Genomic DNA, 22117 nt, shown 5'->3' on the forward strand with positions numbered 1-22117 from the left:
TTACCGGCCACAACGGGTAGTCACTTGGTCCAGTCGGTCCTGTTCTTCGTCCTCGGCTTTCTCTGCGCTGGCTTTCTGGCGCTCATGGTGGCTCCGGCCATATGGCGTCGTGCGGTCGTGCTTACACGCAGACGCGTCGAATCCTCGATCCCTCTGACGCAAACCGAGATCCAGGCGGACAAGGATCGCATCCGCGCCGAATACGCTATGACGACGCGCCGCCTGGAAATCGGCGTCAAGGCGTTGCGAGAGAAGGCGGCCGAACAACTCGTCGAGATCAATCGCGGTCGCGAGGCCATAAAGGGCCTGGCGGTCGAGCGGACGGACAAGAACCAGGCGCTGACCGAGCTGGGCGCGAAGAACGAAGCGCTGCGTCAACGAGAGGGCGAGTTGCAGCAGCTTTCGGAGCGGCTGAAGGAAACCGAGCGCAAGCTGGAAAAGCGCGCAGTTGAGCTGGAAAAGCTGGAGCGCATGTATGACGACGCCAGTTTTTCCTCGAGCAGCCGGCAGATCGAGCTCGTGGCGCGAGAGTCCGAAATGCAGAAGCTCGCCAGTGACATTGCGATGCTGCGCGGCCAGCGCAAGGAAGCCGACAGGCGCGGCCAGGAAATCGTGGCTGAAAGCAAGGCCGCGCGGGAGGCCCTGAAAGCCGAGAAGAAAAGGACCGCCGAGCTCGACAAGAAGGTCGAGCGGCTGCTGGCCACACTTGCCGATCGCGAAGACAAACTCGACCGCCGCGAAAAGGAACTGGCACGCATGCGCGAAAGATCGAAATCCGAGGACAGCGCGCCAGCCTTGCGGCTGGTCGGCAAGGGCGGCGATGCCGCCAGGAGTGATGATTTGGACGAGGCAATCGCCAAGCTCGACAGCGACCGTGAGCAGCTCGAGGCGAGGCTGACGGCGCTGGCGCGCGAGAACAAGCGGCTGAAGGCCGATCTCACGGCACTGGCCGCGTCCAAGGCCACGGACAGCAGCTCCGCCTTGCGCGAGCAGATGAACGAACTGGCGGCGGAGGTCGTCCATCTGACGGCCAAGCTCGAGGGGCCTGGTTCGCCGATAGCCAAGGCATTGGCGGTACCGTCGGACGCCCGCTCCGGCAACGGTGACCGCAGTCTTGCCGACCGCGTGCGCGCGCTGCAGAAGGCTGACGCGACAAGCTGAATCAGGCCTCTTTAAAGCATTTCACCGTTTCACGGAAACGGCGAAATGCCCGAACTCTTTGCTTTGACGCAATTCTGGACGGAAAACCGCTTCACACTTTTCCTAGAATTGCTCTGGCCGAAAAATGATGCAGCGCGATGGCTGAAGCCGCGGCGACATTCAGGCTGTCGAAGCCTTCCGCCATGGTAATCCGCACGTTGCGCAGGCTTGCGAGCAGGTTGTCCGGCAAGCCTTCGCCCTCGGTGCCGAGATAGAGCGCCAGGCGCTTGCTGCGCTGCGCATCGCGGATGTCGGTCTTCCCGCGTGGCGACAGCGCGAATTGTTCGAAGCCACGCCGGGCGAGCATCGTTGTGAAGCCGGCGGTGTCGGAGAACGATGCGAAGGGGATCTTGAGCGCGGCGCCGACCGAAACGCGGATCGCCTTGCGATAGAGCGGGTCGCAGCATGTCGCATCCAGCAGAACCGCGTCAGCGCCAAAGGCGGCGGCATTGCGGAAGATCGAGCCCATATTGTCATGGTTGGCGATGCCGACGAGCACTACGACGAGCGCCCGAGGCGGCAAGCCATCGAGCAGGTCTTCGGCCGGCTGCGGCTCTCCCTTGCGGCCAATGGCCAGGATGCCGCGATGCATATGAAATCCGGCGATAGCGTCCATCACCGCGCTGGTGGCGACATAGACCGGGAGGTCGGCGGGCGCCTTGCTCAGGATGTTGTCGAGACCTGCCAGCCGGTTTTCCAGGACCAGGATCGATTCGGCGGCAAAGCGCCCGGTCGAGAGCAGCAGGTCGAGCACCACCTTGCCTTCGGCGACGAAGCGGCCTTGCCGGCCGGCGAGGTCACGCTCGCGAATGTCGAGATAGGCAGCGACGCGCGGATCTTGCGGGTCATCGATGCGAATGGAATCCATGCATTCCTCGCGACCGTCGCATCGGCCCGAAAATCCGGACCGCTTCCCGGCGCTCACCTTGTTTGGAAAGCACGATGCGACAATTCGGGACAATCAGCCAGCTCTGTACGCCCCGGATGGGCGCATGTCGCTCTGAAATCACCGGCGAGATCGGCGCTATGTGGTCAGGTTCCAGCACGGCGCAAACGGTGCGCCATCTGGGACAGGTCATCCTTGCCGCTGCCGAAAATGCCGTCCAGCATGACAAGCAGTTCTCGCACGGCGTCGGATTTGCAGGAGTAGTAGATCATCTGCCGGTCGCGGCGGGTCTCGACCAGGTCGAGCCCCCGCAACTTGGCGAGGTGCTGGGACAGGGCGGATTGGCTGAGCATCACCTTCTCAGCAATGGCTCCAACCGACATTTCACCTTCAGCGAGGTAGCTCATGATCAACAGTCGCTTCTCATTGCCCATCAGCATGAGAAACTCTGCCGCCGATTCGGCGTTCACGATTAGCTTTGTCGAGACCATCGATCCCCCATGCTTCCTGTTCATCCCGACGCCATGGGGGCAATGGCGTCTGATTCCATAAATTCACTTGTCGATCGGCGCTGGCGATTCAGCGTCACCAAAAGGTAGAGCATTTCAGTTAAATCTCAAGTGTTGCTTTTGATCCAGCATAATTAAGTCTCAGTCCCGGCGTCGGCCATGGCTCGGCCGGCCTTGGCCATATCGACCAGAACGTGCCGCAATTCGCCTGCCGCCGCCAAAGGGTGTGGGTAAAAGACCCGGCAAACATCGTCGCCCGACACCAGGTCCATGCCATCGGCATCGAATCCGGCAACACGCCAGCCGTTTCCGGATGCTTTGGCGAAATGCTGTGCGTAAACGGCGATTGCGTCGAGATGGTCGGCGTTCATGTGGTCGATGGCCGATTGTTCGCGCGCCGCGAGTTCCTCGACGACCGGTCCGCTGGCGAGCAAATCCGATCGATCGAGCTGATAGGCCTTGCCGAAGCCGCCGTTGAGGCTGGCGCGTTGCGGATCGAGGCGAAAGATCGAAAAGTCGCCGAGACCGGCGTAAAGATTCGCCCTGGGATTGTGATTGAGATAACGGCGCTCGGTGCGGGCGTGTTCGGCTGATCCGCGCTCAAGCCGTGCCGCCTGGCAGATCAATGTCAGGCGCGGGTGCGCCAGCGGGTCGCCCTTGCCCGGTTCGCCGAGCAACAGGGAACAGCGCGGATCGGCAAGCAGAGCGCCGGTGTGCGCCGAAAGCATCGAAACCAGGATCAGCGGCGCGCCGTCGATGTCGGTGGCCACGCCGACCCTGCTGGCCAGCGGCGAGCCGGTTTGCGGTTCGATCACCGCCAGGGCGCCAAAGCGGGCGCTGCGCAGAAGCGTCTTCGCCAGCCGGATCGCTTCGGCGTCCGTCTCGCGGATCACGTCCTTTTTCGGCTCGTCCAAGGCAGCACCACAGTAAGTTGATCTTTCTTCTCTAGTTATCGGTCAGCAAGCCGGATTTGACAAGGTCGTCGATCTCGGCTTTCGCAAAGCCGAAACGTGCCAGAATTTCCGATGGCGACACATCCTCATTGCCTGGCATAGGGGCCAAGGTCGGTTGCGAGCTCGAGAAACGCGGCGCGGGGGCCGGGCGCTCAAATGCACCTGTCGTCACAGAGGCGTTGCGTGCCCGATTGTGCGGGTGGTGCTTCGCCTCCTGCAGCGACAGAACGGGTGCAACGCAGGCATCGGTTTGCGCGAACAGAAGGTCCCAGTCGTCGCGGGTTTTCTGCCGGATCCGATCGGTAATGGCGGCGCGCATCGGCGGCCACAGGGCCTTGTCGTACTGGCCGGACGCAAAGTGCTCGTCGAGCGGCAGCAGCCTGGCGAATTCGGCGAAGAATTGCGGCTCGAGACAGCCGATGGCGATATGGCGTCCGTCCGACGTCTCATAGGTATCGTAGAACGGGGCGCCGGAATCGAGCAGGTTCGCGCCGCGCTTGTCGCTCCACAAGCCGGCCGCCATCAAGGCGTGCAGGGGCACCGCCAGCATCGAGGCACCGTCGACCATCGCGGCGTCGATGACTTCACCCTTGCCCGTGCGCAAACGTTGGAACAGGGCGGCCAGCACGCCGGCAATCAGCATCATGGCGCCACCGCCATAGTCGGCGACAAGGTTGAGCGGCGGGACGGGACGGCCGTCGGCATGGCCGATGGCGTGCAGCACGCCGCTATAGGCGAGGTAGGTGATGTCGTGGCCGGCGCGGCCGGCGAGCGGGCCGTCCTGACCGAAGCCGGTCATACGGCCGTAGATCAGCGCCGGGTTGCGCGCCAGCACCGCTTCCGGGCCGAGGCCGAGCCGCTCCATGACGCCCGGGCGAAAGCCTTCAAGCAACATGTCCGCCTTTTCGGCAAGGCGCAGCAACAGATCGGTGCCTTCACGGCGCTTCAGGTCGAGGCGCAGGACGGCGCGGCCATGGCGGTCGATGTTGTACTCATCGGGCAGCGACAGGAACTGGCTCGTCCCCGCCCGTTCGATGCGCAACACTTGCGCGCCCATCTCCGACAGCATCAGGCCAGCCAGCGGCACCGGGCCGAGCCCGGCCATCTCGATCACCTTCAGCCCGGTCAGCGGACCGGTTTTAGCGGCAGCGGACAGGCCGGCGTTCATGACCTTCTATTTCGGCGCCATGCGAATGGCGCCGTCAAGGCGAATGGTCTCGCCGTTCAGCATCTGGTTCTCGATGATGTGCAGGGCGAGTGCGGCATATTCGGACGGTTCGCCCAGGCGCGACGGGAAGGGCACGGCGGCGCCCAGCGAATCCTGCACCTCTTGCGGCATGCCGGCCATCATCGGCGTCTTGAAGATGCCGGGAGCGATGGTGCAGACGCGGATGCCGGAACGGGCAAGGTCGCGCGCCACCGGCAGCGTCATGCCAACGACGCCGCCCTTGGACGCCGCATAGGCGGCCTGGCCGATCTGGCCATCATAGGCGGCAACCGAAGCGGTGTTGACGATGACGCCGCGCTCGCCACCCTGCAGCGGCTCAAGCTTCGACGCGCGCTCGGCGACGAGGCGGATCATGTTGAACGTGCCGATCAGATTGACCTCGACCACCTTGCGGTACTGGTCGAGGGGATGGGGACCATCCTTGCCGATCGTCTTCACCCCAATGGCGATGCCGGCGCAATTGACCAGCATCCGCGGCTGGCCAAGCTTGGCCGTAACGCCGGCGAGTGCAGCGGTCCCACTGTCGGCGCTGCTGACGTCGCACTGGAAGGCAATGCCGCCGATCTCGGCTGCGACCTTGGCCGCGCGATCGATGCCGACGTCGAAGATCGCGACGCGGGCGCCCTTGGCCGCCAGCGCGCGTGCCGTTGCCTCGCCGAGACCGGAGCCGCCGCCGGTGACGATCGCGATCTGGCCGTTCGGGTTCATGGCGTCATCCTTTGATCTCAGGAACAGTGGACGGATCAGGCGCCAGATCGATGGGAAAGGTCAAGCCATCGCGGCGGCAGGATCGGCCACCCTGGCCTGATCGGCGTGGCAGACCTCGCCCAAGAGCCTGGCGACCGCGCCCGGCGCGATCTCGTGCGACAGCAGCCGGTCGAGATCGACGGGGCGCGGCATCGAAATCTGGCCACGCGGAATCCGCTTGAAACCGAGCGGCCCGTAATAGGGCTCGTCACCGACCAGCATGACGGCAGGTGCGCCGGTCTTGGCGGCGGCCTCCAGCGCGATCGCCACCAGCCGGCGGCCGATGCCGAGATTCTTGAAGGCCGGCCGCACGGCGAGCGGCCCGAGCATCAATGCGCGGCCGGCACCGGCGGCGATGCGGGTCATGCGCACGGAGGCGACCACTATGTTCCCATCGACGGCGACAAAGGACAGCGAGCGCTCGTGCCCTCCGGCCTCACGAATCTTGTAAGCGGCCAGCACAAAGCGGCCGGGCCCGAAGGCTTCGTCGTTGATGGCTTCGATCTCGGGGTCGTGCGCCGGGGTTTCCGGCAGGTATTTCACGTCAGCAAGGCTCATGGTCTTTGCGGTCCGGTACAAGGAGGAAAGGTTTGCTGCAAACGGCAGCATTCGCCAGTCAGCGCTTCATCAAGCGCGGGCGCCCTTTCGTCGTCGGTCAGACCGGATCAAAGCAAAGTCGAACATGCGGATTGTCCGCTAGCATCAATTTCCCGCCGCTGCAATCGGCCGTTTTTGTCCATCATTTCTGCCAAGTGACGGTCTGTTCAGCACCTGACGTCTTCGACAGGGCAACCTTGCGCCTACATCAACCAACAGGACGCAAGGAGATTTGCATGGGATTGCTGGTCGAAGGAAGATGGCAGGACCGCTGGTACGATACGGCGGACAATGGTGGCAGGTTCGTGCGGACGCAGTCGCAATGGCGCGACTGGATCACCGTTGACGGGGCGCCTGCCGAAGGCCGGACGCGCGGTTTCAAGGCCGAGCCCGGCCGCTATCACCTCTATGTCTCGCTTGCCTGTCCGTGGGCCCACCGGACGTTGATCTTTCGCGCGCTGAAGAAGCTGGAAGGCGTCATATCGGTGTCAGTGGTGCATCATTTCATGGGCGCCAACGGCTGGACGTTTTTGGCTGAGGATGGCGCCACGGGCGACACGCTTTACGGCCTCGACTTCCTGCACCAGATCTATGCCAAGGCCGATCCCGCCTATACGGGCCGGGTGACCGTGCCGGTGCTGTGGGACAAAAAGGAACAAACCATCGTCTCCAATGAGTCTTCCGAAATCATCCGCATGCTGAATTCAGCCTTCGACGAATGGGGCGACGCCAGCCTCGATTTCTATCCGAAGGCGTTGCGCGGCGAGATCGATCGGATCAATGCGCTGGTCTATCCCGCGGTCAACAACGGCGTCTATCGCGCCGGCTTCGCCACCACGCAACGTGCCTATGAAGAGGCGTTCGGTGAATTGTTCACAGCGCTGGATACGCTGGAGGAGCGGCTGTCGAAGCAGCGCTATCTCGTCGGCGATCGTATCACCGAAGCCGACTGGCGGCTGTTCACCACGCTGGTGCGCTTCGATCCGGTTTATGTCGGCCATTTCAAATGCAATCTGTGCCGTATCGCCGACTACCCGAACCTGTCCAACTATCTGCACGATCTCTATCAGGTGCCTGATGTGGCCGGGACGGTGAATCTGCATCATATCAAGGCGCATTATTACGGCAGCCACCAGACAATCAATCCGACGCGGATCGTGCCTGTCGGACCGGATCTGGATTATGCCGCACGGCATGACCGGGCGCGCTTCGAGAAAGCGGCAGCCTGATCTACCAGTAGGGCGAGGGCTGCTCGCCGTCAAAAACCTCGGCGATCCGGCGCAGCGTCGCCGGCGTCGTGCCCTGCGGCAAGCCGTCGAGCGGGAAGAAGCCGGCTTCGGCGATCTCGTGGTCCGGCAGCTTCGGCGCCGTCTGGCTGAAATGCTCGAGCAGATAAAAGCCGACATGGTCGCGGCGGCTGGAGCGGCGGTTGAAATGCATCGATTTGAGCACCGGCGGGGCCGTGAGAGCGATGTTGCCTTCCTCGGCCAGTTCACGGGCCAGTGCCTCGTTCATCGTCTCGCCGACTTCGACGCCGCCGCCGGGAAGCTGCCAGCCCGGTACATAGGTATGGCGAATAAGGAAGACGGACCTGGACGCCCTGTCGTGGATCAAGCCGCGCACGCCAAGCGTCATCGGCCTCCGCAGCACGAAATAGAGATGGAACAGCCTGGCCCTCAAACCTGGCCAGCCGGTCTGGCGGAAGGCATCTTCAGGGCTCGTCATTGATAGCGAAACCGTGGGTGGAAAGCCGCGCGCGGGTCGCCTATGAAGGTTGTATGTTCAGGCTCGCGCATATTTCCGATGTCCATCTGGGGCCGCTCCCCGATGTATCCTATCGCGATCTCGCCTCCAAGCGCGTGCTCGGCTATGTCAACTGGCAGCGCAACCGCCGCCGCCATATGCATGATGCGGTGATTGACACGATCGTCGCCGACATCAAGGCGAACACGCCTGACCACCTCGCCGTCACCGGCGACCTGGTCAATCTGGCGCTCGACGGCGAGATCGAGATGGCCAGGCACTGGTTGGAGACGCTGGGGCCGGCGCATGATGTTTCGGTCGTTCCGGGCAACCACGACGCCTATGTGCCAGGCGCCTTCGACAAGGTCTGCCGATCCTGGGCGGCGTGGATGAGCGGCGACGGCGTCAACACGCCGGTCGATCGTAACGCATTTCCCTATCTGCGCGTGCGCGGCAACGTCGCGCTGATCGGTGTCTCGACAGCGCGCGCCACGGCACCCTTCATGGCCAATGGTTTCTTCATGGAAGGCCAAGCGAAGCGGCTCGGCAAAATCCTCGGGGATACCGCCGGACAGGGGCTGTTCCGCGCCATCATCATCCATCATCCGCCGGTGCGCGGCGCGGTCCCGCAGCACAAGCGGCTGTTCGGCATTGCCCGCTTCAACAAGATCATTCGCCGCCACGGCGCCGACCTTGTCCTGCACGGCCATTCACATCTGCCGTCGCTGTTCTTCATCGGCGGTCGCGGCGTCAGGATTCCGGCGGTCGGCGTCGCCGCCGCCGGCCAGGCGCCGGGCGGCAAGAACCCGGCGGCGCAGTACAATCTGTTCGACATTGACGGCGAGACGGGCAATTGGCGGATCCGGCTGACGCGGCGCGGCCTGACCGGGCCGTCCATGCCGCCATCCGATCTGCAGACGCTGGAACTCGGTGCCGTGACTGGCGCCGCTATGGCCGCAAGCTGACTACCATGGCGACGATGCGGTCCCAGAACAGGACGATGGACACGAGAAGACCGACCAGGGCACCGGCAGCCACAAGGCCAAGCCCGGACAGAAAGGCCGACCAGCGTTTGCCGCGCGCCGTCGCGCGCAGCGGCGGTTCGGCTTCCGGCACATAGGCACGTTTCATGCCGGCGACGGCCGGTTCGACGCCGCCTTCCAGCATCCTCTGACGCTCGACAATGCGCTCGGCGACATAGCGTGTCACGGAATCGGCAACCGGCTTCATCTCGGTGGATTCGGCAAGCACCACCCGGCCGATACGGGTGTCCTTGAGGAAGCGATAGGTCCGGCGGTCGCGCCCCATGGCGACATGGCTGATGGCGTCGATCCACAGGCGCGGCTGCAAGCCGGACGAGACGACAAAGTCGAAATTGTCCATGTCGGCCGGAACATCGGCAAAAACCGGCGCCAACTCGGCGGCAAGCAGATCGAGACGCATGCGATGCGCTTCGCGCATGTCGACGACGACGTCGTCGCGGTCGGCGAAGGCATTTTTCACATCACGGATGGCATCGGACAGTTTCCTCGACTGGTCGATGGTCTTCTCGCCTGCTTCCTTCATCGGCGTCTGCCTCGTGGGTTTGGTTAACACCGGGTTAACACAGCCGCCGGCAAAATGCACTGGCGAGATCGACGGCCCCCGGGGTGCCCAGGAAGGTTGTCGTGCGCGAAAAAGGTCAGCTGGCTGCTGCGGCGAATTTCTGGCGATGTGGCCTGGCGCGACGATTGGTGTTGCGGCGAATGATCTCGGCAACAAGGCCGGGGGCTTCCTCAGCCAGCATATGGCCGGCCTCCAGCACGTGGTGCACGTGAAAATGCGCCGGCAGGTCATCCGCCTGGGTAAAGGGCAGCACCGCATCGTTGGTTCCCCATGCCACCATCACTGGCATGTTCAGTCCATCGAGGCGATCGTGCGGGATGACGCCTTGCCGACCGTCCACGGTCATGGCGGCTGCGATCTCGACCAGCTTTTCGAGTTGGCCGGATCGCCTGCGCATTTCCCAAAGGGTGTCCACCATATGTTCGAGTGGCGGGGCTGAAGGTCCCGACATGACGGCGAGGCAGGAGCGGATCTCGGACCGATCCGAGGCTTCGGCATAGCGGCGCAATAGCGGTCCATTGATTTCGGGGCCAAGGCCGCCCGGCGCCAGAAGCGTCAGCGAGGCTATCTTTTCGGGCTCGGCCAGCGCCATCAGCGCCGCCACGGCACCGCCCATCGAGTGGCCCACGAGATGAACGCGCTTCAGGCGACGCTCAGAGAGATCGGCCAGAACCGCCTTGGCCGCCACCCTGGCCGGACCGGCGGCGGGAAAATCGAGCGACATCCCATACCCAGGCAGATCATAGGCCAGCGTATGCGTGGAAGGCGTCAGGGCGGAAATCACCTCGCGCCATACATCATGGCAGCCGCCGAAACCGTGCAGCAGGACGATGGCCTTCGAGCCAACACCCTCTTCGGCGGCAAAAAGTGATGCGGTCATGAAAGCTGATTTTTTTGTTATTGCAGAATGCGCGACACCAATGATGGCTGAATTGCTCCTAGTCCAACGTGATGACCAGTAAAATTTTTGCGATTTGTACGGTTGTGTACAGAACTTGGCCACCAATCGGCAATCGGCGATCGGAGCGCAGGAAATCCATCGGGACGCGGCGCAGCCAGTGCGCGGACGTCGATGGTGTCAGCTTGGGCTGCCGAGCCCGGCAGCGCGGAGTGCCTGGACCAGCCGGTCGGTCAGGTCGGCCGGATATTTCCGCTCGACGAAAGTCGCCCGCGGATCGGCGGCAAATTTGGGGAACTCGGTGGTCAGCTGTTTCAGCAGCGTGCTCACCAGGTGGTCCTGTCCGGCTGCCTTGGCGCCGACCAGCCGTGCCGCCAGATAGTGTGATTTCGTTGCCGTCGTTCTCAGTGCCATGCTGGCCGCGACTGCCTTGTTCATGTCGCCGAGCATGAGCTCACCGACGAACAGCCCATAATCCCACCATGTCGGGTGCCCGCTGAAGGTCTCCGCCGCATGATCGAGGATCGGCGTTCCCTCGGCATATCGCCCGGCAAAGATCAGCCCGTAGCCGTAAGCGGCGGCCATGCCGAGGTCGTAGGGGTTGAGTTCATAGGCCTTGCGCATCCAGCGGATCGCTTCGTCCGTATTGCCGAGGCGCGAACTGACATAGCCGTAGGAGCGATGGGCATAAGGGCTGGTCGGACCCATCTGCACGCCGCGATGGGCAAACTCGACGGCTGTCTCAATCGTCGCATTGGGCGGATAGGCGTAATGATCGGACACCGCCTCGAGATGCAGGGAAGCAAGTTCCGAATAGACGAGCGAGGACTTGGTTCCACCATTGGCCAGCCTCTCGAGGCAACGGTAGGCTGCCTCATGGGTCCTGGCGTTCTGGTCGAGATAATATTTGCCGTTGAGCAGCAGACATTGCGTCAGGCCGTTTGGCGTGCCGGTCTGCTCGATATAGTTGTAGATGGTGCCGGAGGCGGGGAGTGCCGAGCTCAGCATGTCGGCGATACGGTCTTCGACCGCGGCAGGTGCGCTGTCGGCGGGGGTGAGATTGCGCGATAGAAGCACCCGTCCGGACGCCATGCTTTGCAGTTCGATCGTGATGTCGCCCGAGTCCGGTCCCGGCAGGACGTCGAATATGAAGCTCGCAGCGTCGTCGGCCGGATCGCCGACGGTGTCGCGGCCGATGAAGTCGATCGTATCGAAGCCACTCAGGCCGGCGCGCAGCGATGCGGCGACACGGCTGGCGTCGGGGCCGTCAGCCTTGAGTCCGATATAGACTTGCGGAAGGGCGTCAGCCCTTGCCGATGCCGTGACGCTTGCGCTTGCGCCAGCGATCTCCGGCGTTGCCGAGATGTCGCCGCCTGCCAGCAAGGCAGTGCTGCCCTGGCGAAGGATCAGTACGCCCAGCATGGCGATGACCAAGGCGATCGCCATCCAGAAAAAGCGGAGATGGCGCGCCACCGAGGGGGCAGGCGAAATCGGTACGGAAGCCAGAGACATCGCGTCCAGCATGCCCGTGCCGGCTTCGTTGGACCGATCGGCGGATACGACGCCGTCCAGCCTGAGTTCGGGAACAGCCTCGGCAATATCCGGCAGGCGGATCGCGTTCAATTCATAGGCAGGAACATAGCCGCCGCGCGGAATGGCGATGCGGACCGGCTCGGCAACGCCCTCATTGGCAAAATAGTGCTGCAGAAGCTCGCGCAGCCTGCCTGCCTGCACCCGCACCACGGCATCGGTGGACGGATCGAAATCGCCGTCCTTGCCGAAAACATCCATGGCGATGGAGAAGCCCTTGAGCCTGTCGGCTTCGCCGGCCTGTTCACGTTCGACAAGATAACGCAGCAGCTTGCGCGCGCGTTCGGATCGTCCGAACGTTTGGCTGGCAAGCAGTCGCTCCAGTGTCTCGCGCACTGCGGGGGCGGCAGGCGTGGCATGCTGCAAGTGTCGATCCTCTCGAAGTCGGCACAGGTTGAGGCGCGATCATATAGGTCCCGCACCACCACACAAGTATACACCCCGTTATGCGATCACGTACCCACCGGATAATTCCGCGGTGGTTAATGGCCCGAAAGATCGGAACCGTTCACCAGGTTGGGAAGGTTCCGATCTTTGTTCCCGTCGGGCGTCAGCCGGCTTTTTTACCGACGATACGGTTCGCGGCAGACATCACCGCTTCCAGCGAGGCAGCGACGATGTTGGTGTTGATGCCGGCGCCGAACAGCTTGCCGCCGGGATATTCCATCTCGACATAGGAAATGGCCGAGGCGTTCGAGCCACGCTGCAACGAGTGCTCGGAATAGTCGAGCACCGCCATCTCGACGCCGAGATGGCGCGACAGCGCATCGACGAAGCCGTCGATCGGACCGGTGCCCGTGCCTGTAATCGTCACTTCCTTGCCGTTGTCGAGGATGACCGCCTCGACCACGCGCCGGCCCCTGATTTCGGTGCTGGGGTAGGTGTGGTGATCGAGGAATTTCAGCCGCGCGGCAGGCTGGTCGACATAGGTCTCGAGAAAGCGCTCGTAGATACGCCTGGCCGGCACTTCCTTGCCCTCGGCGTCGGTGATCGCCTGGATTTCCTGGCTAAATTCGATCTGCAGATTGCGCGGCAGGTTGAGGCCGTAATCGGCCTGCAGCACATAGGCGATGCCGCCCTTGCCGGACTGCGAGTTGATGCGGATGATGGCTTCGTAGCTGCGCCCGACATCAGCCGGATCGATCGGCAGATACGGCACTTCCCACAGGCTCGTATTGGCCTTCTTCAGCGCCTTCATGCCCTTGTTGATGGCATCCTGATGCGAGCCGGAAAAGGCGGTGTAGACGAGTTCGCCGACATAGGGGTGGCGCTCGGGGATCTTCAACTGGTTCGAATATTCGTAGACGTCCTTCATCCGGTTGATGTCGGAGCAGTCGATCAACGGATCGACACCTTGCGTGTACATGTTCAGCGCCAGCGTGACGATGTCGACATTGCCGGTGCGCTCGCCATTGCCAAACAGCGTGCCTTCGACACGGTCGGCGCCGGCCATCAGGCCGAGTTCGGTGGTGGCGATGCCGGTGCCGCGGTCATTGTGCGGATGCAGCGAGACCAGCAGGTTCTCCCGGTTGTCGAGGTTGCGGCACATCCACTCGATACGGTCGGCATAGATGTTGGGGGTCGACATCTCGACAGTCGAGGGCAAGTTGACGATCAGCTTGTTGTCCGCCGTCGGCCTGACGATCTCGGTGACGGCGTTGCAGATCTCCAGCGCCACTTCGAGTTCGGTGCCGGTAAAGCTCTCCGGCGAATACTCGAAACGAAAGCCTCCGCCGGCCTTGGCCGCCATGTCGGTGATCATCTTGGCGGCGTCGGTGGCGATCCGCTTGATGCCGCCGACGTCCTTTTCGAAGACGACGCGACGCTGCAGCTCGCTGGTCGAATTGTAGAAATGGACGATCGGGTTGGTGGCACCCTTCAGCGCCTCGAAGGTGCGGGTGATCAGCTCCGGCCGGCACTGCACCAGCACCTGCAGCGAGACATCGGCGGGCACGTTGCCTTCCTCGATGCACCAGCGGGCAAAGTCGAAATCGGTCTGCGATGCCGACGGGAAACCGATCTCGATCTCCTTGAAGCCCATGTCGAGCAGCAGGCCGAACATGCGTGCCTTGCGCTCATGGCCCATCGGATCGATCAGCGCCTGGTTGCCGTCGCGCAGGTCGACCGAGCACCAGATCGGCGCCTTGTCGATGACCTTCGAGGGCCATGTGCGGTCGGTGAGGCCGACGGTCGGATAGGGCTGATATTTGCGGGCTGCGTCGGACATGCCCTTGTTCTGGATGCTTCGTTCCGCATCCTTGCCGGCTACCGCGGCATCGGAACGGATCTCTTCTCGTGCGTTCATCGTCTTTTCTCCCGGCGGCTCATGGATCCACCCTCAGGTGGATTGATGGCGAGCGGCGCCTTACCAGAATTTCGTTCGCTTGATGTGATTGCCAAGGAGCATGCGCTTGCGCGGCGGTTCGACCGCCGGGCGCTCCTTCAGCGAACCCGGCGATCGCCGATAAGGCCGAGAAGAAGCAGGGTCGAAGCCAGCGCGCGCACGGTCTCGCCGGAAAAACCGGTCGGACGGGAAGCGTTGGTGGCGCGCGTGTTCATGGCTGATCTCATATAGGAGCGGCTTGTGGGAGGCAAGTGGGGCCGCATTGCGGGTAATGCTGATGACAGTGAGTTCGGCAGTGTTGGCAGCTTTTGTGCCGGCAGCTTTCCACGATAGGAATTTTTTCTTGACTCGGTGACCTCAGCTATGGTACATATTCGTCCATGGTGCTGATCTGCGCCGGTGACCCGCCGCACAGGCGGGTTTTTCGTTTGATGCTCCGTCAGCCAACGCGCCGAAGGCTGCGAGGGAACCCGAGTTCGGTGCCTTGGCATTGCTGGCCGGATCTTGCTGGATATTGTCCCCACCGCACGTGCCCTTCCCCAGGCGCTGCAAATGCGCCAGACTGGGCATCGACGGGTTGCGATGGGGTTGTCCATGAATTTCGTGTTCTTCTCGCCGCATTTTCCCGCCAACGGCGCGGATTTCTGCGACCGTTTGAAGAAGGCCGGAGCCAGGGTGCTCGGCATCGGCGACGCACCCTATGACGCACTCGACGCCAAGCTGAAGGCGGCGCTTTCGGAATATTACCGTGTCGCCGACATGGAAGACTACGATCCGGTGTTCCGGGCGATGGGGCATTTCATCCACAAATGGGGCCGCATCGACCGTTTCGAATCGCTCAATGAACATTGGCTGGAGCTGGAAGCCAACATCCGCTCCGACTTCAACATCTACGGCACCAAGCTCGATTTCGTGAAGAATCTGAAGCGCAAGAGCCGCATGCGAGCCTTCTTCCGCAAGAGTGGCGTCGACACCATCGCGCAGCGCAAATGCTCCGACCGTGCCGGGGCCATGACTTTCATCCGGCGCGTCGGCTATCCGGTGGTGGTCAAGCCCGACAGCGGTTCCGGCGCATCGAACACCTTCAAGATCTCCAACGCCAAGGAGCTCGACCAGTTCTTCCGGGACAAGCCCGAGGACGTGACCTTCGTCATGGAGCAGTTCATCGAGGGACTGGTGGTGACTTATGACGGGCTGGTCAACCGCGACGGCGAGGTGGTGCTGGCGGCCAGCCATCGCTATGACCAGAGCATCATGGAGGTGGTCAACAAGGACCGCCACATGAGCTACACCTGCTTTCCCAAGGTTAGACCGGCGATCGAGGAGGCCGGCCGCAAGATACTGAAGGCGTTCGACGTGCGCGAACGCTTCTTCCACATTGAGCTGTTCGAGACCAAGGACGACCGGGTCATCGCGCTGGAGGTCAACATGCGTCCGCCCGGCGCCTGGATGACCGATGCGATCAACTATACGTTCGACGTCGACGTCTATGCGGCATGGGCCGATATGGTGGTCAGAGATGCCGCCGGCGGCCCTTACGAGGGCAAATACTTCACCGCCTATGCCAGTCGCAAGCGACGCCTCCACTATTTGCACAGCCATGAGGACGTGCTAGCCGCGCACCGCGACAAGATCGTCCACCATCAGGCCATCGAAGAGGTTTTCAGCCGCGCCATGGGAAATTACGCCTATCAGATGCGCTCGAAAGACGAAGCAGCGCTGCATCAGGCAGTCGCCTATATCCACGCGGAAGAGGCGTGAGGCGATGGACATTTCCTATCACAAGAATTTCTCGAGCCAGCTCGGCCGCGACATGGAATACAAGCGCTACGGCCATGCCGGCCGGCCGGTGGTGGTGTTTCCGACCTCGCAGGGCCGGTTCTACCAGTTCGAGGATTCCGGCGGGGTGGGCGCGCTGGCCGAATTCATCGACACCGGCCGCATCCAGCTGTACACGGTCGACGGCGTCGATTTGGAATCCTTCTTCGACAAGCATGCCGACGCGGCCCATCGCATCGCCCGCCACGAAGCCTATTTCCGCTATGTGCGCGAGGAGGCGCTGCCGGAGTTCCTGTCCGCAGCCGAGCAGGCCAATGGCGGCCGCAAGCTGAAGCCGCTGTTCTCGGGCTGTTCGATGGGCGGCTATCACTCGTCGAACTTCGTCTTCCGCTTTCCCGAACTTGCCAGCGGCGTCATCGCGCTGTCGGGCGTCTATTCGGCGCGCGACTTCTTCGGCAAAGCGCTCGAGGGCGACATTTTCTACAACTCGCCGCTGGACTATCTGCCCGGCATCGTCGATCCCAAACTGCTGACCCGGCTGAAGGCGCTCAGGCTGATCTTCTGCTGCGGGCAGGGCGCATGGGAAGAGCGGATGCTGGTCGAGACGCGCAGGTTGGAACAAATCCTGCGCGACAAGTCCATTCCCGCCTGGGTCGATTATTGGGGTGGCGATGTCAGCCACGACTGGCCGTGGTGGCACAAGCAACTGGTCTATTTCTTCGGCCGCTGGCTGGATGAGGACCTGATGCACAGGCTCGATTGATAGCGGGGGCCGTCCGCTGACTGCTACCCTTCCTGCGGCACTGCCTGGACGTCGACACTTTCACCTGAAGCCGATCCGCGACGCAGGCCAAGGAAGACGACGATGGCGGTCATGACGGTGATTGCCGCCAGCACGATCAGCAGCCTGTCGAACGCCGTCTCGTAGGCCTGGACCAGAACGATGGCTCCGGCCTGGGGCAGATGTTGTGCTGCTTCGCCGAGATTGCCGGTCACCAGCAGCTGGGCTGCCGCCGCTGCCTCCGTCGAAGATGCCATTCCTTGTGAGGCGAGCTGCGCGGCGGTAAAGCCGGAAAGGGTCGCCATGACGATCGCCAGCGCCACACCCTCGCAGGCGACGCGGGTGGTGTTGAAGATGCCGACCGCCATGCCGGCGCGCTCTCTCGGCACGACACTGACGGCAAGCCCGTCCATCAATCCCCAGGGCAGGGCGATGCCGACGCCGATCAGCATCAGCGGCGCCACCAGCGCACTATCGACCGGTGGTGTCAGGCTCAGCCAGACAAGCCCGGCGGCAGCAACAAGCAGGCCTACGCCGCAGATCGTGGCCGGCGCGATCCAGCGCGCCAGCTGTCCGGCTAGCATCGGCAGGATCAGCAGCGGGCCTGATAGGCAGATCATCAATTGCCCGGCCTTGATCTCGCTCATGTCCTCGATGCCGATGAAGCGGATCGGCAACAGGACGAGCAGGACGACGAAGGCGTAAGCGGGTGCCGCAGCCAGAAACTGGACGCCGACGAAGCGGGGATAGGCAAACAGCGTGAGGTCAAGCATCGGCCGTTGTGCGCGCCGCTCGACAAAGACGAAGGCGACAAAACAGATGACAGAAGCGGCCAGAAGGGTGACGACAAGGGGATCGGCCCAGCCGCTCTGCGGGGCCTGGAGCACGCCATAGGTCCCGCCCAGTCGAGGCCAGTCGCATCCGGGTTTCGCGATTCCCTGATGGTGCGCAGGCCGAGCATGGCGGCGGCAATCGCGAGTGCTGCAACCAGAAGAAAGATCGACCGCCAGCCGAATGCAGAGATGAGCAGGCCCGACGCGATCGGGCCGAAGGCGAGGCCGATGCCGAAACTGGTGCCGAGGAAGCTGAAGGCGCGCAGCCGCAATGGCCCTTCGAATTCCTGGGCGAGTGCCGAGGCGCCGCCAGCGAAGGCGGCCGCACTGCCGATCCCCTGCACGGCCCGTAAAATGTCGAACCAGATGATGTCCGGCGCCAGCATCGCGCCCAGCGACGCCAGGACATAGAGGGAGAGGCCGACGAGGAAGAGGCGCTTGCGGCCGTGATTGTCGGCCAGAGCGCCCGACGCCATCAGGGTGGCGCCGAAGGTCAGCATAAAGGCGTTGGTCACCCAGTTGAGCTCGATCGGACTGCCGCCGAGATCCGCCGCGATGTGCGACAGAGCGACGGCCGGACCGGTGAAGGTCAAGGGCATCGTCATCGCGGCAAGGCACACGGACAAGAGCACGAGCCATCTCTCGGCAGAGCCGGTTGTGGTCCTAGAAGTCATGGATTTCCCTATCTGAAACAGCACTCGCCGGTCGGCCGCGCGTTTGCGGAGCCGGTCGTAACGACAAGATAGGTCGTCGGCATTTCAGGAAGAATGGTGTTATATCTCCTCGTATATCGGACTGAAACGCTCGAATGGAATGACACGATGGATCGTCTCAACGGGCTCCTGGCCTTCGCCCGCACCGCCGAATTCGGCAGTTTCGTCGCTGCAGGGCGGGCGCTCGGCATCTCGGCTTCCGCCGTCGGCAAGAGCGTCGCGCGGCTCGAACAGGAGCTCGGCGTGCGGCTGCTGCAGCGCAGCACGCGGCGCATTGGCCTGACGGAAGAGGGCAAGCTGTTCAACGAGCGGGTGCGCCGCATCCTCGACGACATCGGCGATGCCGAGGCGATGCTGTCGCGGACACGGGAAACACCGCGTGGGCGGCTGCGCATATCCACTCCGATCGTCACCTATCATTTGCTGCTGCCGGTGCTGTCCGAGTTCATGGCCCGCTATCCGGAGATAGAGCTCGACATCGATTTCAACGACCGGATCGTCGACGTCATCGACGAGGGCATCGATGTCGCGATCCGAAGCGGCGAGCTGCCCGATTCACGCTTGGTGTCCAGGCCCGTTGCGCCCTTTCGCATGCTGTTGTGCGCGGCGCCCTCCTACCTCGACCGCCATGGCACACCCGGCGAGCCGGCTGATCTCATCAGGCATTTCGGCATAAACTTCCGCTTCCTCAACAGCGGCAGGCTGCTGGAGTGGCCGTTCATTACCGGAAGCGCCCAACCGCAGATCCGCTCGATGCTGACCTGCAACAACATGGAAGCGTTGAAGGGCGCCACACTCGCCGGCCTCGGCATCGCCTGCATGCCGAATTTCCTGATCCGCGAGGCGCTGCACGAAGACAGGCTGCGCACCGTCCTCGACGATCATGTTGATGGCCGCGGGCAGTTCCGGATGCTGTGGCCCTCCAATCGCCATCTGTCGCCGAAGGTGCGCGTGTTCGTCGATTTCCTTCCCGAGCGACTAGCTGCGACAAGCGGTTCATAGCCAACTCATCGAATAAATATGATTATTTCTCATGTTTCTGTGGAAACATCGGAGCGGCTGTGGCATGCCGCTGACGGTGAGGGTGCCGCGCGGGGCCTTGCCCCGAACTGTTTCGAAGGACTTGAGCGATGGACCAACTGAGCGCGCAAACCCGGATCAGCGACGCGGCGATCAGATCGGTGATGGACCGGCTGCGCGCAGAGCACAGCGAATTCGAGATTGACACTGGCGTTGCCGACCAGTGGGAGCTCCGCCTCTACTACGGCTCGTTGAGCGCTACGCTTGATGATGAAAGCGTGCTGATCCGGGTCGCGGCGACAGACGAAACCTGCCTGTCCTACATGAAGATGACGGTCGCCGGCCATGTCGCCGAACATCTCGGCACGACCAAGGGCATTCATTGGCAAGGCGACGGCGTTGACGCCGGCACGCCGGTCTTCTTCCGCGAGATCGCGGTGATGTCGTCAACGCGGATATCGGCGCACATGCAGCGCCTGCGCTTCGCCGGCAAGGATCTCGGCCGATTTAGCCATGGCGGCCTGCACATGCGGCTGCTGCTGCCGCCGCCTGGCCGCCGGCTGGTTTGGCCGACGATGGGCGCTGACGGCTTGATCGTCTGGCCTTCTGGCGACGATGCGCTTGCCGTGCGGGTCTACACGATCCGGGCGGTGGACGCCGCAAGCGGTTGGCTCGACGTCGATTTCGTGTTGCATCCAGGCCAGGAGACGCCCGCCGCCGCCTTCGCGCAAAGCGCACAGGCAGGAGACGTGATCGGCATGATCGGACCCGGTGGCGGCGACGCCCCGGTGGCGCAGACCTTGCTTCTGCTCGGCGACGACACCGCACTGCCAGCCATCGGCCGGATTTTGGAGCATTTGCCGGCGTCAACCCGCGCCGAGGCACTGATCGAGGTCGATGGCCCGGATGACCGGATCGCGCTGGCGCAAGGGGACAATGTCGATATCACCTGGCTCTACCGGCACGGCCGAGAGGCCGGCACCGCCGGCCTGTTGCCAGCCGCCTTGCGGGAGCGCAGCCACATGGCGCTTGCCGACGGTCTTTATGTCTGGGCCGGATGCGAATTCGGCGATTTCCGGGAGATCCGCAAGATCGTGCGCAAGCAGTGGAACCTGTCGCGCGACCGGCACCTGGTCACCGCCTACTGGCGCCGGGACGCGCACAGCGTGGGCGAGGGCGGCGAGGAATAATCCGCGGCTTATGACCGTCTCCGGCGTCGGTTTTGCCTATTGCCTGACGCTTCTCGCCACCAGTCGCGCGACGCTCGGGCCGACCAGCAGCACGATCAGGAAGCGCGCCGACTGCAGCGCCATGACGAAGGAGATGTCGACGTTCTGCGCTGCGGCGGCGATGATGGCGATGCTGTCCATGCCGCCAGGGCTGGTCGCCAGATAGGCGGTCAGCGGATCGATGCCCAGGAGATGGCTGATCATGAAGGCAAGGCCGCCGCAAAAGGCGATCAGCGCCACGATCGAGGCGATGATCTGCGGCAGCGCGCGCGTTGCATGGCGCAGGATCGCCCTGGTGAAATTCAACCCGATCGACCAGCCGACCATAGCGTAACTGAATGCCAGCAGCCAGGGCGGCAATTGCATCTCAACGCCCAGGCCGAGATGGATGACGCCGCCGAAGATGAAGGTGCCGAGGAAGTAGGGAGAAGGCAGCCGGCACAGCTTTCCCGCCAAGCCGCCGATAAACGCGATGCCGATGGTGGCGGCGAAGGCTTGGGCGTCGATCGGCGGGAACCAGGTGATGGCGGGGATTTCGACGCCCGATGTGTCGACCCACATCTTGGCAACGAGTGCTGCCGTCATCGAGACGAAGATGACGCGCAGATATTGCATGAAGGCGACGAGACGCTGGTCGGCGCCGAACGCACCGGCCATCAGCACCATGGCGGTGGCCGCGCCCGGCGACGAACCCCAGACGGCGGTGGTGCCGGGCAGGATGCGCCAGCGGCTGATCAGCCAACCGAGCAGGCTGGAGGCCGTGACGGTGGCCACCACGACACCGAGAAACAGCGGCCATTCCCGGTAGAAGACTGGAAAGATGTCGGCCGAGATCGAGCTGGCGACGAGGCAGCCGACGATCGCCTGGGCGGCGCCGAACAGAAGGCGCGGCACACGCACCGTGGCGCCATTGGTGCCGGCGACGATGGCCGCCAGCATCGGCCCGATCAGCAACGCCGCCGGCAGGGTGGCGAGTTCCAGCGCGCCGGCAAACAGGAGAGAAACAACCAGCAGGGCAAGCCACTGCCAGAGCTTGCGCATCCGCGCCATGCGCTCGAGTGTGGGCAGGTCCGGGGAGGGCTGCTCGGCCGAGGAATCCATGTTTCGCTCTTAGACCCGCAGGGCGAAAAATGCGAACCGCGGTTCATAGAAAACTATTGTTTCACCCGTCCAGGTGTCGAGTAACAGGTTTCATAAGCCGGCGTCGAACCGTTGCTCGATCTCATTGCGACCATGCGGTCGAAATCGTCGGGGACGGAAAACTGGCCGGCCATAAAACCGACCCGTCGCGCCTGCAGAGCCGGTTGTTCGATCGGCACGATTCTGGCCAACGGCTTGCCGGCTTTGGCAATAACAAACGACTCGCCTTGGGCTGCACGTCTCACAAGGCGCGACAGATGGGCTTTCGCATCGCGAATGTTTACTGTCTGCGTCAAAGGTTGCTCCTCAAAGTTGGCATCGA

21 protein-coding genes and 1 pseudogene are annotated in these 22117 nt (G+C 63.1%); 8 read left to right on the forward strand and 14 right to left on the reverse strand.

What is annotated here, in order from left to right:
- Positions 1–24: 24 nt before the first annotated feature.
- Positions 25–1161 (forward strand): coiled-coil domain-containing protein, encoded by a 1137-nt coding sequence (locus NKK51_RS13785; protein ID WP_352553342.1) that lies wholly within the window; start codon positions 25–27, stop codon positions 1159–1161.
- Positions 1162–1252: 91 nt separating this feature from the next.
- On the opposite strand, the gene NKK51_RS13790 is transcribed toward NKK51_RS13785, so the two are convergent.
- The 6 genes from NKK51_RS13790 to NKK51_RS13815 form a co-directional block, all read right to left on the reverse strand.
- Entirely contained in the window at positions 1253–2068 is an 816-nt protein-coding gene (locus NKK51_RS13790) for a TrmH family RNA methyltransferase (RefSeq protein ID WP_352553344.1), read from the reverse strand.
- Positions 2069–2232: 164 nt separating this feature from the next.
- Complete coding sequence (locus tag NKK51_RS13795; RefSeq protein WP_352553346.1) at positions 2233–2577, reverse strand: ArsR/SmtB family transcription factor; 345 nt, start codon at positions 2575–2577, stop codon at positions 2233–2235.
- Between the two features lie 152 nt (positions 2578–2729).
- Positions 2730–3509 (reverse strand): HugZ family pyridoxamine 5'-phosphate oxidase, encoded by a 780-nt coding sequence (locus NKK51_RS13800; protein WP_352553348.1) that lies wholly within the window; start codon positions 3507–3509, stop codon positions 2730–2732.
- Between the two features lie 31 nt (positions 3510–3540).
- Positions 3541–4716, reverse strand: coding sequence for a CaiB/BaiF CoA transferase family protein (locus NKK51_RS13805; RefSeq protein WP_352553349.1), 1176 nt, complete (start codon positions 4714–4716; stop codon positions 3541–3543).
- A 6-nt stretch (positions 4717–4722) separates the two neighbouring features.
- Entirely contained in the window at positions 4723–5484 is a 762-nt protein-coding gene (locus NKK51_RS13810; protein WP_352553350.1) for a 3-hydroxyacyl-CoA dehydrogenase, read from the reverse strand.
- A gap of 60 nt (positions 5485–5544) precedes the next feature.
- On the reverse strand, positions 5545–6081 hold the full coding sequence (locus tag NKK51_RS13815) for a GNAT family N-acetyltransferase (RefSeq protein WP_352553351.1): 537 nt from the start codon (positions 6079–6081) through the stop codon (positions 5545–5547).
- A gap of 275 nt (positions 6082–6356) precedes the next feature.
- On the opposite strand from NKK51_RS13815, the gene NKK51_RS13820 reads away from it, so the two are divergent.
- Complete coding sequence (locus NKK51_RS13820; RefSeq protein WP_352553353.1) at positions 6357–7349, forward strand: glutathione S-transferase family protein; 993 nt, start codon at positions 6357–6359, stop codon at positions 7347–7349.
- A 1-nt stretch (position 7350) separates the two neighbouring features.
- On the opposite strand, the gene NKK51_RS13825 is transcribed toward NKK51_RS13820, so the two are convergent.
- Positions 7351–7845, reverse strand: a complete 495-nt coding sequence (locus NKK51_RS13825) for an NUDIX domain-containing protein (RefSeq protein ID WP_023809899.1) — start codon at positions 7843–7845, stop codon at positions 7351–7353.
- A gap of 53 nt (positions 7846–7898) precedes the next feature.
- On the opposite strand from NKK51_RS13825, the gene NKK51_RS13830 reads away from it, so the two are divergent.
- Positions 7899–8828 (forward strand): metallophosphoesterase family protein, encoded by a 930-nt coding sequence (locus NKK51_RS13830; protein ID WP_352553355.1) that lies wholly within the window; start codon positions 7899–7901, stop codon positions 8826–8828.
- Here NKK51_RS13830 and NKK51_RS13835 read toward each other — a convergent pair.
- The 4 genes from NKK51_RS13835 to leuA form a co-directional block, all read right to left on the reverse strand.
- Positions 8812–9429 (reverse strand): hypothetical protein, encoded by a 618-nt coding sequence (locus tag NKK51_RS13835; protein WP_352553357.1) that lies wholly within the window; start codon positions 9427–9429, stop codon positions 8812–8814. The genes NKK51_RS13830 and NKK51_RS13835 overlap by 17 nt on opposite strands.
- 115 nt (positions 9430–9544) lie before the next feature.
- A complete protein-coding gene (locus NKK51_RS13840; RefSeq protein ID WP_352553358.1) occupies positions 9545–10348 on the reverse strand; it encodes an alpha/beta fold hydrolase in 804 nt (267 codons plus the stop codon).
- 198 nt (positions 10349–10546) lie between these two features.
- Positions 10547–12322, reverse strand: coding sequence for a tetratricopeptide repeat protein (locus NKK51_RS13845; RefSeq protein WP_352553360.1), 1776 nt, complete (start codon positions 12320–12322; stop codon positions 10547–10549).
- Positions 12323–12506: 184 nt separating this feature from the next.
- The gene (gene leuA, locus NKK51_RS13850) at positions 12507–14261 is read right to left on the reverse strand and encodes a 2-isopropylmalate synthase (protein ID WP_502902462.1); all 1755 of its coding nucleotides are present in this window, start codon (positions 14259–14261) and stop codon (positions 12507–12509) included.
- A gap of 633 nt (positions 14262–14894) precedes the next feature.
- On the opposite strand from leuA, the gene NKK51_RS13855 reads away from it, so the two are divergent.
- Positions 14895–16061 carry an ATP-grasp domain-containing protein gene (locus NKK51_RS13855; protein WP_352553361.1) on the forward strand — a complete coding sequence of 389 codons (1167 nt, stop codon included), beginning with the start codon at positions 14895–14897 and terminating at the stop codon, positions 16059–16061.
- A 4-nt stretch (positions 16062–16065) separates the two neighbouring features.
- A complete protein-coding gene (locus NKK51_RS13860; protein ID WP_352553363.1) occupies positions 16066–16842 on the forward strand; it encodes an esterase family protein in 777 nt (258 codons plus the stop codon).
- A 23-nt stretch (positions 16843–16865) separates the two neighbouring features.
- On the opposite strand, the pseudogene NKK51_RS13865 reads toward NKK51_RS13860, so the two are convergent.
- Positions 16866–18259 (reverse strand): annotated as a pseudogene (locus NKK51_RS13865) (MFS transporter).
- Here NKK51_RS13865 and NKK51_RS13870 point away from each other — a divergent pair.
- The 3 genes from NKK51_RS13870 (at position 18144) to NKK51_RS13880 (ending at position 20616) form a co-directional block, all read left to right on the forward strand.
- Entirely contained in the window at positions 18144–18383 is a 240-nt protein-coding gene (locus tag NKK51_RS13870; protein ID WP_352553506.1) for a hypothetical protein, read from the forward strand. The pseudogene NKK51_RS13865 and the gene NKK51_RS13870 sit on opposite strands and share 116 nt — an antisense overlap.
- Positions 18384–18514: 131 nt before the next feature.
- A complete protein-coding gene (locus NKK51_RS13875; protein ID WP_352553365.1) occupies positions 18515–19408 on the forward strand; it encodes a LysR family transcriptional regulator in 894 nt (297 codons plus the stop codon).
- Positions 19409–19536: 128 nt separating this feature from the next.
- Positions 19537–20616, forward strand: coding sequence for an SIP domain-containing protein (locus NKK51_RS13880; protein ID WP_352553367.1), 1080 nt, complete (start codon positions 19537–19539; stop codon positions 20614–20616).
- 36 nt (positions 20617–20652) lie between these two features.
- Here the strand turns inward: NKK51_RS13880 and NKK51_RS13885 are convergent, their stop codons facing one another.
- Together NKK51_RS13885 and NKK51_RS13890 are read right to left on the reverse strand one after the other, a co-directional pair.
- Positions 20653–21756 (reverse strand): AbrB family transcriptional regulator, encoded by a 1104-nt coding sequence (locus NKK51_RS13885; protein WP_352553369.1) that lies wholly within the window; start codon positions 21754–21756, stop codon positions 20653–20655.
- Between the two features lie 53 nt (positions 21757–21809).
- Positions 21810–22091, reverse strand: a complete 282-nt coding sequence (locus NKK51_RS13890) for a type II toxin-antitoxin system Phd/YefM family antitoxin (protein WP_352553371.1) — start codon at positions 22089–22091, stop codon at positions 21810–21812.
- Between the last annotated feature and the right edge of the window lie 26 nt (positions 22092–22117).

The organism is Mesorhizobium sp. M0011 (assembly GCF_040324155.1).
Classification (GTDB): Bacteria; Pseudomonadota; Alphaproteobacteria; order Rhizobiales; family Rhizobiaceae; genus Mesorhizobium.